Raw genomic sequence first — 13,585 nt, forward strand, 5'->3', positions numbered from 1 at the left:
CCTCCCGTGTTTTGTACATGTCTATGGAGCGGAAGAGGGAATCATGCTAAAGCCTTTTTTCCCTGGCTAAAAATAGTCGAGCAGTAACCAGAGAGAGACGATCCCGATCGAAACTTGAAAAGCGGCCTCAAACCAATCAGGAGATGAAGTTTGGAAATGCCGCACCACCGTGTACGCAGCACGGACCAAAATCACAACCAAGGCAATTTGTACAAGCAGAGCAGGCATCCTGTCACTTCCTTTCAAACAGGAGTTCATATATAAGCATGTTATTCGCGAATCATTTTTTCATGTTTCATGTAGGTAAACCACACCGTTTATGAGAATCGGTGAACGCGCGGAGGAGGGACCGCCGTGGTCGATCCGATGATCCCCATGGAGCCTGTCTCCCGGGAAAACCTATTTCAATCGGAGGATTGGCTTTACCAGGTAAAATGGGACGGTGTAAGGATGCTGGCCTACCTGGAGGGGGCAGAGATCGAATTGTTTAACCGCAAGCAGCGGCGACGGACGGAGAACTACCCCGAGGTGGTCCAGGCGGCTGCCACACTGTCCTGTTCATCGGCCATATTGGATGGGGAGATTGTGGTGATGAATCAAGGCAAAGCCGATTTTTTTCAGGTGCTAAAACGGGAGCTTATTAGTAACCGCAAAAAACTGTCCACCTTGATGAGGAAAATCCCGGTCCACTATATGGTTTTCGACATTCTTTCTCATAACGGAGAATCGCTGATGGATCAGCCGTTGGAAGAACGGTTACAAGTGCTCTCCCACCTCATCCCCACTGATTCGCAAGAGGTGATCCACCGGTGTGAAAGCTTTGATGACGGATTCGGCTTGTGGCGTTTCACCGGAGAAAAAGCGTGGGAAGGGGTGGTGATGAAAAAACGACAGGGAGTCTATCGTCCTGCTCGGAAGGATCCATCCTGGCAGAAAGTGAAACATTTTCAGAAGCTGACCGCTACAATGGTGGGTGTCTTTTACAGCGGGTCGCAGGTTCATTCGCTACTGTTGGGGATCAAAGATGAGGGTCGCTGGATCTATATCGGACGGGTGGGTTCCGGATTGAAGGAGGAGGAACGGCGACTACTGACCGATGCGCTCTCCTCTCTTAAAAGGGAGGATCCATCGGTTATTAATCCGCCAACGGGTAGAAACCCCGGGGTGATTTGGGTCGAGCCGATCTTGCGGGTGGATGTGCGCTATCTGGAGTGGACTCCCCAGGGCACGCTTCGTTCTCCCACGGTAGTGGGCTTCCGATTGCCGGAATCATAAGTAAAAACCCGGCCGGAGCCGGGCTTTCACCATCCTTCGGATCACCAATGATAGCGACGGAAGGGGAAAAAGGGATAAAAGGGGTGGAAGGGGAAGAAAAAGGGACTAAAAAAGGGGAAGAACGGATAGAGGCTGGTCTGCGCCTCAATGCCGTAATTTCCGTACCCTTCATATCCGCCGTATTCGCCCCCGTACCCGCTGGAATAGAAGTCGGCACCGACAGGGCCATATTGACTCGTTTCCGCATAGGGTCCGTATGCTGCCGGAAAATCGACGGGCCCGCCAGTCATCGGTTGCTGTTGCGGTGCAGGCAGATTTTCCAAAGGTTGTTCTTCTTGGGACATGATGAGAAGCCCTCCTCCTGTTTGTTCTTTATGGTCACAATGCAGTCTATGTACAACGGGCGAATCGGGACGATTGTCCCGGGGAATTTGGGCGCGGTGTGAAAGGAGGAATACGATGGGCGACCGACTGGTACGAGTGGAAGACAAGGAGATCAAAATCTCTAATGTGGATAAAGAGCTGTACCCCGGGATTACGAAATACGATTGGATTTTGCACCTGACCCGGCTGGCGCCCTATCTTCTGCCCTATGCACAAGGACGCTATTTGACCACCATCCGTTATCCAGACGGGGTGAAGGGAAAATCCTTCTACCAGAAAAATATTCCGGACCACGCGCCTGATTGGGTAAAACGGACGACATGGGGAGAGATTGAATATATTCTGCTTCAGGATACGGCCACACTGGTTTGGCTGGGAAACCTGGCTAGCCTGGAGTTTCATGTCTCCTTTGACCGTGCGGAGCATCCTGGTTATCCCACGGAGCTGGTTTTTGACATCGATCCCTCCGTCGAGGGTTTTGAAGCGGTAATGGAAACCGCGTTGTTAACCCGAGAAACGCTTCGTTCCATGGGATTGGATGGGGTGGTGAAAACCTCCGGTGCGACGGGCTTGCAAGTCTACGTCCCGATCCAACCCCGCTACTCTTATGAGGAAACCCGACAGATTTCCCAGTTTGTGGCCCGGTTTCTCCAGGATCGGCATCCACAATTGATCACCCTGGAGCGTTCGGTGAAAAAAAGAGGAAACAAGGTCTATTTCGATTATCTGCAACACTGGCGGGGCAAGTCCCTCATCACCGCGTACTCTCCACGGGCCCGATCGGAAGCAACCGTTTCGGTGCCCTTAAAATGGGAAGAGTTAAAACCGGGGTTGACTCCGGAAGATTTTACCCTAGAGACGGTGTACCAGCGACTCGAGCAGGTAGGGGATCTCTTTGCCCCCATTTCCCAACCCAACCATCGGTATGACTTGCAGGCAATCCTTCAGTTTATTTCCACAAAAGCATGAGCTTCGGCTTGTCTGTATGGCCCCTGTGGGGTATGGTGGTTTCAAAGGGAGCATGAGAAGGGGGAAGTTGATGAAACGGCTGTTTGTCAATGCCCATATCCTGACGATGAGGGAAAAAGATACCCTGTTGGAACACGCCTATCTTGTCACCGAGGACAACTGCATCACCGAGGTGGGACAAGGAGACCCCCCGGTAGTATACGACGAAATCCTCGATATGAAGGGGAAATTGCTGCTTCCAGGATTCATCAATACCCATGGGCATGCAGCGATGACATTGCTTCGGGGTTACGCCGATGACTTGCCGCTGAAGACATGGTTGGAAGAGAAAATGTGGCCAATTGAAGGGCGATTCGGCCCGGAACAGGTCCGTTGGGGCACCGCCCTGGCGATGGTGGAAATGATTCGCGGCGGTACCACCTGTTTTGCTGATATGTACGATCATATGGACCAGGTGGGGGCTCTTGTCGCTGATGCGGGGATGCGGGCCAGCCTGTGCCGGGGAGTGATTGGACTCGGCTCACAGACGGAGCGGGAAGCGAAACGGAGGGAAGCGGTCCAGTTTGCCCAGCAATGGCATAGAGAGGCGAACGGGCGAATTACGACGATGATGGCTCCCCACGCCCCCTACACCTGTCCGCCGGCTTACATTGAATCGATTGTAAGTGATGCTGAGCGCCTCCATCTCCCCATTCATATCCATCTGTCCGAAACACGGCGGGAAGTGGAGCAGAATGTTCAGGATTACGGGAAGCGGCCTGTGGCTCATTTGGATCAGCTAGGCGTTTTCCACCGACCGGCGCTGGTGGCCCACGCGGTGCACGTGACGGAGGATGAGATCCAGTTGTTAGCCGAAAGGGGAGTAAAGGTTTCCCACAATCCGGGCAGCAATCTCAAGTTGGCAAGCGGTATCGCTCCCGTTCTCGCCATGTTGAAAAAAGGTATTCGTCCCTCTCTGGGCACCGATGGGGCCGCCAGTAACAACAATCTCGACTTGTTGGAGGAGATCCGCCTGGCAGCATTGATTCATAAGGGAGTGGGAGAAGACCCGGAAGCGATTCCAGCAGAAACCGCTTTAGCCATGGGGACCCGCTTTGGCGCGGAAGCCCTTTTTCTAGAAGAGGAGATCGGGACGTTGGAACCCGGGAAGAAAGCGGATTTCGTAACGATGGATATCTCTCGGGCCCATTGGCAGCCCACTCATGATCTGCTTTCCCATGTGGTTTACTCCGCGTCCGCCGCCGATGTTCAAGATGTATACGTCGACGGCCGTCCCCTGATGCGAAACCGAGAACTCCTTACTCTGGATGAGGAACGGATCCGATGGGAAACGATCCGTGCTTTTGAAAAGGTGTCTCCATAAAAAAACTGCCGCCTGGCGGCAGAGAATCAGTGGGAGGTATAGGCAGGAGAAAATTGGTCACACTACATACAAAACGATGTTAATCTTTTAGATCGACATCCAAGTGGAAACGAAGGGGAATCTGTACCGGAGATTCCCCGTTCCACATCTTTCTCGAAGTGGGAGACGCCCAGGATTCGGATCGCATGTACGCTCGGATCCTTTCCATTTCCTCATCGGAAAAATGGTGTTCTAACTGATCATGAATCCACCGGGAGGAAAGGGAAGTATCCATCGGATCACCTCCTTGGGTAAGCATAGTATCACCTGCAGTCCGGCTGATATGTCTAACACATTTTTCACTGTATGTCCGTCTGGCGGCGTTGACGGGCTTTTTGCCTTTTTCGGGGGTGATATTTGGCTTTTCAGCATCGTACACTGTCAAAAAGAGCTGAGGAGGGGGAGTGTTTGAAGATACTGACCCGGGCCGGCGGGGTGCTCCTGGCGGCTCTTTTGACGATGGCCGGTTGTGCCCCTGCTCATCCTCCGAGAACAATCGATAAACCGATGACGGAAAGGGAGCTTGCAACCCGTTTGCTTCATAAAATGGACCAGCAACTGAGTCGGAAATCCTATCCCTTCACTCTAATTATCGGAGACAATCGTTTTGAAGGGCAGCAATCGGGTCTCGACTGGTCGCTGGAAAGTGTTGATCAAGAGAAGGATGCAACCGTCCGGATCGTCAAAAAAGGGGAGCACATTGAAGTCACCCGCGGGAAACAAAAGGAAAAGTTAACCTCCCGTCAATTTGGACTGGTTTCTCCCCGGGATTATCTTCAGTTAATCAAATCCGACATGAAACGGGTAGAACGGGTATCAACCGCAGATCAAGGGACCGAGGAAGTCGAAGCGGTACTTTCTGCTGAGCGAATTGGGAACCGACTGGGTCATTGGATGGGAGGTCCTTTTGAAAAAGGTGCCGCGCAACAGGCCAGCCGGAAGTTTCAGATTCGAGCTCGTTTTCAGTATGATACTGAACAGGAAGGGTTCAACCGATTGATCATTCGGATCGACCCGAAAGACGGGGAGGAAAGCGAAAGCGTCGAGTATCGGTTTTAATCCGATCGATTATACTAAGGAGGAGTCCCTGTTCATCAGCTCCGCCCGGAAACCTTGCTTTTTGAAGAGAAGATGAGCCACCGCTATGTTACAATGGAAACAAAAGCGAGAGAGGAGAAACAGTCTGGATGAAATTGTCTCAACGCGTTCAACAGTTAACTCCTTCCAAAACGATTGAGATTACAGCTACAGCGAAGGAACTGAAGAAACAGGGGCATGATGTGGTGGTGCTCGGAGCCGGGGAGCCCGATTTCAATACGCCTGATCATATTTTGGAGGCCGCTTCCCGCGCGATGAAAGAAGGACAGACCAAATACACCCCCGCCGGCGGCATTGTGGAGCTGAAGGATGCCATTACGGAAAAGTTTCAGCGGGATAACGGTCTGGATTACAACCGGGACGAAGTGATTGTAACCGTCGGGGCGAAACATGCCCTTTACAATCTGTTCCAGGTGATCCTGGACCCCGGTGACGAAGTTATTATCCCCGCCCCGTACTGGGTGAGCTATATCGAGCAGGTGAAACTGGCCGGCGGCGTACCAGTGGTGATCGACGGAAAAGAGGAGAACGCCTTTAAGGTGACGCCGGAACAAGTGAAATCTGCTATTACGGATAAGACCGTCGCCTTTCTGATCAACAGCCCCTCCAACCCGACGGGAACCATGTACAGCGAGGCGGAGTTGAAGGCGCTGGGCGACGTTTGTGTGGAGAACGAGCTGCTCGTCGTATCCGACGAAATTTATGAGCACCTGGTTTACGGGGAAGAGCGGCCGGTCAGCATGGCTGCTATCAGCCCGGAGTTGAAGGAGCGGACGGTCACCATCAACGGGGTATCCAAAACCTACTCCATGACCGGCTGGCGGATTGGCTACGCGGCCGGGGATGCCCGAATCATCAAGGCGATGTCGGGTTTATCCAGCCACAGTACGTCCAACCCGGCGTCCGTGGCCCAGTATGCCGCCATGGAGGCGCTGAAGGGATCCCAGGAACCGGTGAAGAACATGCTGGCCGCCTTTCGTCAACGCCGGGATTTTGTGGTGGACCGTCTGCAGAAGATGCCCGGTATCCATTGCAACCGGCCGCAAGGCACCTTTTACGTATTCGCCAACGCGGAGGAGGCGGCAAAGAAAACCGGCTATGACAGCACTGATGAGTGGGTGAAAGCCCTCTTGGAAAAAGAAAAAGTGGCCCTGGTCCCCGGTGCCGCCTTTGGATCTCCTTCCCATGTGCGGATCTCCTATGCTACCTCGATGGAACAACTGGAAAAAGCGATGGATCGGTTGGAGCGATTTATTAGAGCTAATACCTAATCAGACGAAAGGACCGCCTTGCATGCAGGCGGTCCTTTTTAATGTAACTCCCGGAACAACCCGATCACCCGGCCGAGAATGGTGACATCGGGTAAGTGAATCGGTTCCATGTGATCGTTTTCCGGTTGTAAGCGGATATGATCTTTTTCTTTGAAGAAACGTTTTACTGTGGCCTCGTTATCTGGAGTCAAGGCGACGATCATATCTCCGTTTTCAGCGGTCTGCTGCTGCCGCACCAGCACATAGTCCCCGTCGAGGACGCCGGCGTTGATCATGCTGTCACCGCGGACGGAGAGGAGAAAGGTAGTATCCTCCGGGCCCGTCATCCGCCGCGGGAGTGGAAAATACTCTTCCACATTTTCGACGGCTGTAATCGGTTCCCCCGCCGTCACTTTCCCCACCAATGGCACCATGGCCATGTCGGCAGCCGGGCTGGACATCGCTGTTGTCGCTTCTTCCTCTTCCAATACCTCAATGGCCCGGGGTTTTGTCGGATCCCGCCGGATCAATCCTCGTTTTTCAAGACGGGCCAGATGGCCATGAACGGTGGAGCTGGAGGCGAGCCCCACCGCTTCCCCGATTTCCCGTACGGAGGGGGGGTAACCCTTTTCCCGTACTTCTTGTTTTATGTAGTCTAAAATGGCCTGTTGCCGAGGCGACAACTTGCTCAAATTCAATCTCCCCTTTCCCCAATGATCGCCGTCTTGTACATATTTTTCTTCAGTATACATGATGTTTGGCTACAATACAAACATCCGTTCGAAATTTCACACCAAAAATTTCGGCAGGGAGGAAGAGGGCATCCAAAAGCAAAGCGCGAGAGGATATCCCTTCGCGCTTTGCTTTGTTTATATACTTACGCATACTGTTCTTCGGTTTGAGCGGCCAGGATCTCTTCCGAGCCGGGAAGGTCGTCGAACCAAGCGGCATCTTCCGGTAGGTCAAAAATCATAAATTTACCATAGTAATCCGGGTGGCGCGCTTGATGGTATTTGAGGTAGATTTTATCTCCCTCAACGGCCAGGATCTCGATCTTGCCGGAGGTATGGCTCATAGCATAACGGACTCGTTTGCCGAGACCGGAAGTAAGCGCCTTGGCCTGCTCGATTTTCTGATAGGCTTCCCGGAAGCTGAGCACGAAACTGGCGTTACCAGCAACCGGGCGGTTTTGGAAGAAGTAATAAGGGGTCACCCCAGCCCAGGAGAGTTTATCCAACAGCTCGGCCAACACTTCAGGGTCATCGTTGATCCCTTTCAATACCGGACTCTGGTTGACCAAGACCACACCGGCCCGCTGCAGGGCATCGATGGCTCGGTAGGCCTCATCGGTCAGTTCCCGCGGATGGTTGAAGTGGGCCATCACGTGGATGCGAGCGTCGGGACGGGAAAACTCGGATAGGGTTTGCAACAGTTCCTCATCTTCGTAAATCCGCATCGGATTAAAGGACGGAAGTTTGGTACCGAAACGGATAATTTTCACATGGGGAACTTCCCGCAGCCGTTCCAGGATCCCCCGAATTTTCCGTGTAGCCAGGATCAGCGAGTCTCCTCCAGTGAGGAGGACGTTGTTGATCTCGGGGTGATTCCGGATATATTCCACCCCTGGAGAAACATCCAGGGAAGCTTCGTGTACATCGTTGCGGAAAAGTCGTTTGCGGAAGCAGAACCGGCAGTACGCTCCACAGACTTCGGATACGATCAAGAGGGCAGTGGTATCGTATTTGTGCTGACACCCCGGGGCGGCGTAGTTCATATGTTCGTCCGAGGCGTCCCACTTCCCGTACTCGTCCAGTTCCGCATCATTGGGAATGATCAATTTGCGGATCGGATCATCCGGATCGTCCCAATCGATCAGGGATAAATAGTAATCATTCACCCTGAACACGAACTTGTCGGTGATGTCTGTCAGCCTTTGCCGCTCTTCCTCCGGGATGTTGTCAATTTTACGAATGTCCGTAATGTAACGCGGACGCGGCATGAGATCCCTCCATTTCTTAAAGTAGGTCTCTATAATATTCGACAAAAAGGGCGCAATCCCCTTTATTTTCATTTAAACAGAAGAAATCCCGCCGGATGATCCGGCGGGATTGTTGATCACGAAGTTCGTTGTTTCAGATTAAGGTATGCGAGCACATCCCGAACAGCTTGTTTGCCCTGATCGATGCAATCGGGGATGCCGATGCCCCCGAAGGAGGCACCGCAGGGAAACACGCCAGGTATCGTATTGCGGCAGGTTTGCTCCACCTGTTCCCGCCACTGGACGTGACCCACAGTATACTGGGGCATCGCTTGTTTCCAACGGGTGACGCGGTAAAACAGTGGCGGAGTATCGATTCCCTGAATCTTTTTCAGATCGGTGCGAACCTTCTCCAACAGGGCGTCATCGGATTCGTCCAATAGCTCCTCTTGTCCTTGCCGGCCGACATAGCAGCGAACCATCGCTTTCCCTTCCGGAACCGTGTGGGGCCACTTTTTGTGGGTCCAGGTACAAGCTGTGATCCACGTCGGTTCCCGTCGAGGAACGACAAACCCGGTGCCGTCAGGGGAGTGGGGTAGCGAGTCCGCGTCGAAGCCCATAATCACCGTGGCCACCGAAGTGGCTGGGACCGGATGAGGGCGCGGCGGCAGCGAGGCGGGCAAGATGGGTTCCATCTGGTCGAACGGAAGAGCCATCACCACTGCATCCGCCTGAACCACCCGGTTGGAAGCCAGCACCAAGAGATACCGACTTCCCTCTGGAATGATACGGGTTAAGGGGTTGCCGGTAATCACCGATTCCTTGGGAAGCGTTTGTTCAATCGCCTCCACCAGACGGGAGAGGCCTCGCCGCAAGGTGAGAAATTGGCCCTGCTTCCGTTTTGTCCCCGATTGAGGTGGGCGGGTTCGTTTCATCCCGAGAATCAGGCTGCGATGCTCTTCTTCCAGACGGGCAAACTGGGGAAAAGTAGCTTCTAAGCTGAGCTGATCAAGGCTTCCCGCATAAATCCCGGATAGAAGGGGCTCGATCAGTTGATCGACCACTTCATCACCTAACCGCCTGCGAAAAAAGGATCCCACGGACTGATCTTCCTTCGCTTGACTGCGGGAAAGGACCAAATCCCGAGCGGCACGTAGCTTTCCGGCGGGAGAAAAGAGAGCAGTGCGGAGGAAGGGGGTCAATCGGGTGGGAATCCCCATCACTGCACCTTCCGGAATCGAAAACAGTTTCCCCTGATGGAGAATATACGCCTGTCCAGTTCGATTGCGGACCAACTCATCTTCGAGACCGAGATCCATGGCTAACTGCTTAGCCGAAGATTTTCGCTCCAGAAAGGAATCGGGCCCCTTTTCCATCACAAACCCATCGGTCCGCTCCGTCTGAATTTTTCCGCCTAAACGCTCTGATGCCTCTGTCAACACGATATCCAAGGGGATCGATTTGTTACGGGCTTCCTGCTGCAAATAAAAAGCGGTGGACAGACCGGTAATCCCGCCTCCTACTACAGCGACTCGCCATCGTTTCATCGGCGTCCCCGGCTTACTTCCGCCCACTTCGTCGCCACGACCTCCGCCAGACACTCGATAAAAGCCGGCTTGGCGTCAGGCATCGGGGGGCGGTAGTAGTCAGCGCCGATCTCGTCACAGACGACTTTACATTCGTAGTCGTTGTCGTAGAGGACTTCCAAGTGTTCAGCTACAAAGCCAAGAGGGCAGTAGACAAAGGAGGTGTACCCCTTCTTTTGATGCAATTCCCGAGTGAGGTCTTGCACGTCGGGTCCCAGCCAGGGCTCCGGCGTGTTGCCGGCACTTTGCCAACCCACGGCGTAATGGGGGATGCCGGCTTTTTCAGCCACCCAGCGGGCCGTCTCTTCCAACTGTTTCGGGTAAGGGTCTTGATCTTGCAAAATCTTCTCCGGAAGAGAATGGGCGGAGAAAATCACGACGGTTTGATCGTGTTTTTCTTTCGGGATGCGGTCGAAGGTCTGCTTCAGCTGGTCCGCCCAGTATTGAATAAACCGGGGATGATCATACCAGCTGTCCACGGAATGGATGCGAGGGCCGCCCTGCTTTTTTGCTTCCTCCTGCGCCCGACCGTTGTAGGATTTGACGCTGAAGGTGGAATAATGGGGGGCCAGCACCAGACTGACTGCCTCTTCGATCCCATCCTCTTTCATCTGTTGTACGGCGTCTTCGATAAAAGGATCGATATGTTTTAAGCCGAGGTAGCTTTTGAAAGTGATATCATCATGAAGCTGATTCACCCGCTTTTCCAGGGCTTCCACCTGTTGGTTGGTGATCTTCGCCAGAGGGGAGATGCCACCGATCGCTTCATATCGTTCTTTCAAATCCTGAATCTGTTCTTCCGGGGGTCTGTGTCCATGACGGATGTGAGTGTAATAAGGTTCAATCTCCTCCGGGGTACGGGGAGTACCGTAGGCCATCACCAGCAATCCTATCGTTTGTTTAGACATCATGATCACCTCAGTTTTGCGAATATTGATGGACAAACTTGGTCAGGCGTTGCAAGGTTTCCACCTGGACCTCCGGGAAGGTTCCGTGACCCAGGTTGAAAATATAGCCGGGGGTTTCCATCCCCTGTTCCAAAATGTCCGCTGCCCGTTCACGGATCCGTTCCCAGGGGGCCAAGAGGAGGGAAGGGTCTAGATTGCCCTGCAGCGCCTTTTGAATGCCTAGGGCCCGCGCTTGCCGAATGGAGGTCCGCCAGTCCAGACCGATCACATCGACCGGGAGTTGGTCCCATTCTTGCAGCAGGTGTCCGGCACCGATACCGAAATAGATGAGTGGGACATCGGTGGTCTCTTTCAGTTGAGAGAAAATCCGGTGCATCACCGGGGCGACGTACGTCCGGTAATCAGCTGCGTTGAGGGCTCCGACCCAGGAATCGAAAACTTGGACCGCCTGGGCACCGGCTTGGATCTGGGCGGATAGGTAAGTGATGGTCAGTTCGCCCAGCTTATCCATCAGCGCTTGCCAGGTTTCCGGATCGCGATACATCAGCCCTTTGGTCCGGTGGTAGTTCTTAGAGGGGCCGCCCTCCACCATATAGCTGGCCAGGGTAAAGGGAGCCCCTGCGAACCCGATCAGAGGAACGTTTAATTGTTCACGGGTTAACAAGCGCACCGTTTCCATCACAAAGGGGACGTCACTCTCCGGATTTAGGGACCCTAATCCTTCCACATCGGTTAAAGTGGAAACCGGATTGGAGATGACAGGGCCAATTCCGGATTGAATCTCCACATCGACGCCAATCGGCTTTAGCGGGGTCATAATATCCGCAAACAAGATGGCGGCATCCACCCCTAGCTGTTCCACCGGGAGACGGGTCACCTCGGCACACACTTCCGGAGTTTCGCTCATCTCAAAAAAGGAATACCGACTGCGGATCTCCCGGTATTCCGGCTGATACCGTCCCGCTTGCCGCATATACCACACCGGAATGTAGGGGGTGAATTCACCACGGCATGCTTTGAGGAAGGTATCATTGAATGTTTGTCCAGTCATGACGACACACCTTTCGCAGATTAGAAAAACTATAATTTAATACTTCTTATTCATAAAGATAACTCTTTCCCAGTGGTTACACCAGTCTTGTGAAGAAAGTGTCAAGAAATCTCCCCGAATTTTAATCTGGATAGAGCCAACTCTCAATATATCATATCTCCACCTGAAAACTGAAAAAAACCGGCGCGAATGGCCGGTTGATCATCATGAATAACGAATCCGAAAATCTTGAAAGCGATTGGTCGGTGTTTGATTCTGGGTTTCCAGTCGATCTACTGTTGACGCTGGGCTTCCTTTTCGGACGGCTTCCACAAATCGCTCCATCTTAGAAGCTGGCGCTTGTGCGTCGATTTCCACTGTGCCGTCGGCGCGATTCCGCACCCAGCCCCGGACGCCCATACGAAGAGCAACCAGGCGGGTGTATTGGCGAAAACCGACTCCCTGTACATGTCCGTGGACGATGATACGTTGTCTCACTTGGCTCCTCCTTTCTTTATAAAAGGTGATCCAACCGATCCAGGGCGGCATCCTGCTCCGAATTGATGACGTGGGTATATATTTGCGTGGTTTGAATGCTGGAGTGTCCCAGGATCTCCTGAACCACCCGCAAGTTCTCACCATTGGATAACAGAAGCGTGGCCAGGGTGTGCCGCAGTTTGTGGGGAGAAATGTTGGCGGTTTTAGGTGGCAGGTTGGCTTCCCGCACATATTTTTGTAAGGCCTCGGAGACGCCTTTCCGGCTGATCCGGGACCGATTTTTGTTGAGAAAGAGGGCCTGTTCGTGCCCAGGGGCGATTTGGTCTGTGGGACGCAGTTCCAGATAGCGCCGAAGGGCATCATAGGCGGTCTGGTTTAGCTTTAACATTCGTTCCTTTCCGCCTTTCCCCAGGATGATCACCCGGGCTGATTCTCCGTCAGTCTGAATACTGTTCCGGTTTAAACCGACCAACTCGGAAACACGCATCCCGGTATTCAACAAGAGGAGTATCATGGCCCGATCCCGGGCTTCATACCAGATGATGCGTCGCCGTTTTTGTTTCCGGTGAAAGTCGCCGATGGCCTGTATCAGGCGGAGAGCTTCATCACTGGTGAGGAAAACCGGCACTTTTTTGCGATTGCGGGTTTTTAACGTAGCATCTCCATACTCCTGCATCGGATCCTTGTCCAACACTCCATTTTGCACCAGATAACGGAACAGGGAACGGAGCGAAGAACGCTTTCTCTCTTTTCCTGCGCGCGTATTTTCTCGATAGTGACGCCGTTCGACCCATTCTTCCCGGATTTCGCCGGTTTCGGGATCGGTCCGTTTGATTTTGGCGTGGACGATCCGCTCGTAGCCGCCTTCCAGCCGACGGAAAAAGCGGCGTATGACCTGGGGTGTGACTGCATCCAGATCCAACCCCTTTTCGTCGAGGAAATCGAAAAAGAGCGCAAAATCATAGGCATAATTGGCGATGGTCTGTTTGCTCCGTTCGGCGCTGATCATCTCCAGAAAGAAATCTTGCACATCTTCAGGAAATCGGATAATGATCCGGTTGATGTTTTCCGGCAGGCGCCGAGAAAAAGGAAATTGTGACATACCATGCCTCCGACGTTTTTTATTCATATATACCACGTAGACACGGAAATTACCACCGGAATGAGGGAGATTTCTAACTTCCGATAATAGTACCGTATCGGAAGT

15 protein-coding genes are annotated in these 13,585 nt (G+C 53.1%); 5 read left to right on the plus strand and 10 right to left on the minus strand.

Annotated elements, in window-relative coordinates; translation table 11 throughout:
* Nucleotides 1-66: 66 nt before the first annotated feature.
* Complete coding sequence (locus BLP91_RS16740; protein ID WP_176757894.1) at nt 67-228, minus strand: hypothetical protein; 162 nt, start codon at nt 226-228, stop codon at nt 67-69.
* A 126-nt stretch (nt 229-354) separates the two neighbouring features.
* Between BLP91_RS16740 and ligD (BLP91_RS07830) the strand changes: the two genes are divergently transcribed.
* Entirely contained in the window at nt 355-1,275 is a 921-nt protein-coding gene (gene ligD / locus BLP91_RS07830; RefSeq protein WP_091569246.1) for a non-homologous end-joining DNA ligase, read from the plus strand.
* A gap of 41 nt (nt 1,276-1,316) precedes the next feature.
* Here the strand turns inward: ligD (BLP91_RS07830) and BLP91_RS07835 are convergent, their stop codons facing one another.
* A complete protein-coding gene (locus tag BLP91_RS07835) occupies nt 1,317-1,619 on the minus strand; it encodes a hypothetical protein (protein WP_091569249.1) in 303 nt (100 codons plus the stop codon).
* Nucleotides 1,620-1,734: 115 nt separating this feature from the next.
* Between BLP91_RS07835 and ligD (BLP91_RS07840) the strand changes: the two genes are divergently transcribed.
* The gene (ligD, locus tag BLP91_RS07840; protein WP_091569252.1) at nt 1,735-2,628 is read left to right on the plus strand and encodes a non-homologous end-joining DNA ligase; all 894 of its coding nucleotides are present in this window, start codon (nt 1,735-1,737) and stop codon (nt 2,626-2,628) included.
* Nucleotides 2,629-2,695: 67 nt separating this feature from the next.
* Nucleotides 2,696-3,991 carry an amidohydrolase family protein gene (locus BLP91_RS07845; RefSeq protein WP_425412194.1) on the plus strand — a complete coding sequence of 432 codons (1,296 nt, stop codon included), beginning with the start codon at nt 2,696-2,698 and terminating at the stop codon, nt 3,989-3,991.
* A 79-nt stretch (nt 3,992-4,070) separates the two neighbouring features.
* Here the strand turns inward: BLP91_RS07845 and BLP91_RS07850 are convergent, their stop codons facing one another.
* Nucleotides 4,071-4,265 carry a hypothetical protein gene (locus BLP91_RS07850; RefSeq protein ID WP_091569258.1) on the minus strand — a complete coding sequence of 65 codons (195 nt, stop codon included), beginning with the start codon at nt 4,263-4,265 and terminating at the stop codon, nt 4,071-4,073.
* A gap of 173 nt (nt 4,266-4,438) precedes the next feature.
* Here BLP91_RS07850 and BLP91_RS07855 point away from each other — a divergent pair, with 173 nt between their 5' ends.
* Nucleotides 4,439-5,089, plus strand: coding sequence for a hypothetical protein (locus BLP91_RS07855; protein ID WP_091569260.1), 651 nt, complete (start codon nt 4,439-4,441; stop codon nt 5,087-5,089).
* Nucleotides 5,090-5,217: 128 nt separating this feature from the next.
* Nucleotides 5,218-6,399 (plus strand): pyridoxal phosphate-dependent aminotransferase, encoded by a 1,182-nt coding sequence (locus BLP91_RS07860; protein WP_091569263.1) that lies wholly within the window; start codon nt 5,218-5,220, stop codon nt 6,397-6,399.
* Between the two features lie 38 nt (nt 6,400-6,437).
* On the opposite strand, the gene lexA is transcribed toward BLP91_RS07860, so the two are convergent.
* The 7 genes from lexA to BLP91_RS07895 all read right to left on the minus strand — a co-directional run bounded on the left by lexA (nt 6,438) and on the right by BLP91_RS07895 (nt 13,480).
* The gene (gene lexA, locus BLP91_RS07865) at nt 6,438-7,070 is read right to left on the minus strand and encodes a transcriptional repressor LexA (RefSeq protein ID WP_091569266.1); all 633 of its coding nucleotides are present in this window, start codon (nt 7,068-7,070) and stop codon (nt 6,438-6,440) included.
* A 185-nt stretch (nt 7,071-7,255) separates the two neighbouring features.
* The gene (locus BLP91_RS07870) at nt 7,256-8,377 is read right to left on the minus strand and encodes a KamA family radical SAM protein (protein ID WP_091569268.1); all 1,122 of its coding nucleotides are present in this window, start codon (nt 8,375-8,377) and stop codon (nt 7,256-7,258) included.
* A gap of 116 nt (nt 8,378-8,493) precedes the next feature.
* Nucleotides 8,494-9,903 (minus strand): protoporphyrinogen oxidase, encoded by a 1,410-nt coding sequence (hemY, locus tag BLP91_RS07875; RefSeq protein ID WP_091569271.1) that lies wholly within the window; start codon nt 9,901-9,903, stop codon nt 8,494-8,496.
* Nucleotides 9,900-10,850, minus strand: coding sequence for a ferrochelatase (gene hemH / locus BLP91_RS07880; RefSeq protein WP_091569386.1), 951 nt, complete (start codon nt 10,848-10,850; stop codon nt 9,900-9,902). Before hemH ends, hemY begins: the two co-directional genes overlap by 4 nt.
* 10 nt (nt 10,851-10,860) lie before the next feature.
* The gene (gene hemE, locus BLP91_RS07885) at nt 10,861-11,901 is read right to left on the minus strand and encodes a uroporphyrinogen decarboxylase (RefSeq protein ID WP_091569273.1); all 1,041 of its coding nucleotides are present in this window, start codon (nt 11,899-11,901) and stop codon (nt 10,861-10,863) included.
* Nucleotides 11,902-12,105: 204 nt separating this feature from the next.
* Nucleotides 12,106-12,378 (minus strand): acylphosphatase, encoded by a 273-nt coding sequence (locus BLP91_RS07890; RefSeq protein ID WP_245662196.1) that lies wholly within the window; start codon nt 12,376-12,378, stop codon nt 12,106-12,108.
* Nucleotides 12,379-12,394: 16 nt separating this feature from the next.
* On the minus strand, nt 12,395-13,480 hold the full coding sequence (locus BLP91_RS07895; protein WP_176757895.1) for a tyrosine-type recombinase/integrase: 1,086 nt from the start codon (nt 13,478-13,480) through the stop codon (nt 12,395-12,397).
* Nucleotides 13,481-13,585 lie beyond the last annotated feature (105 nt).

It is taken from the genome of Melghirimyces thermohalophilus, assembly GCF_900102685.1.
Taxonomy (GTDB): Bacteria; Bacillota; Bacilli; order Thermoactinomycetales; family DSM-45169; genus Melghirimyces; species Melghirimyces thermohalophilus.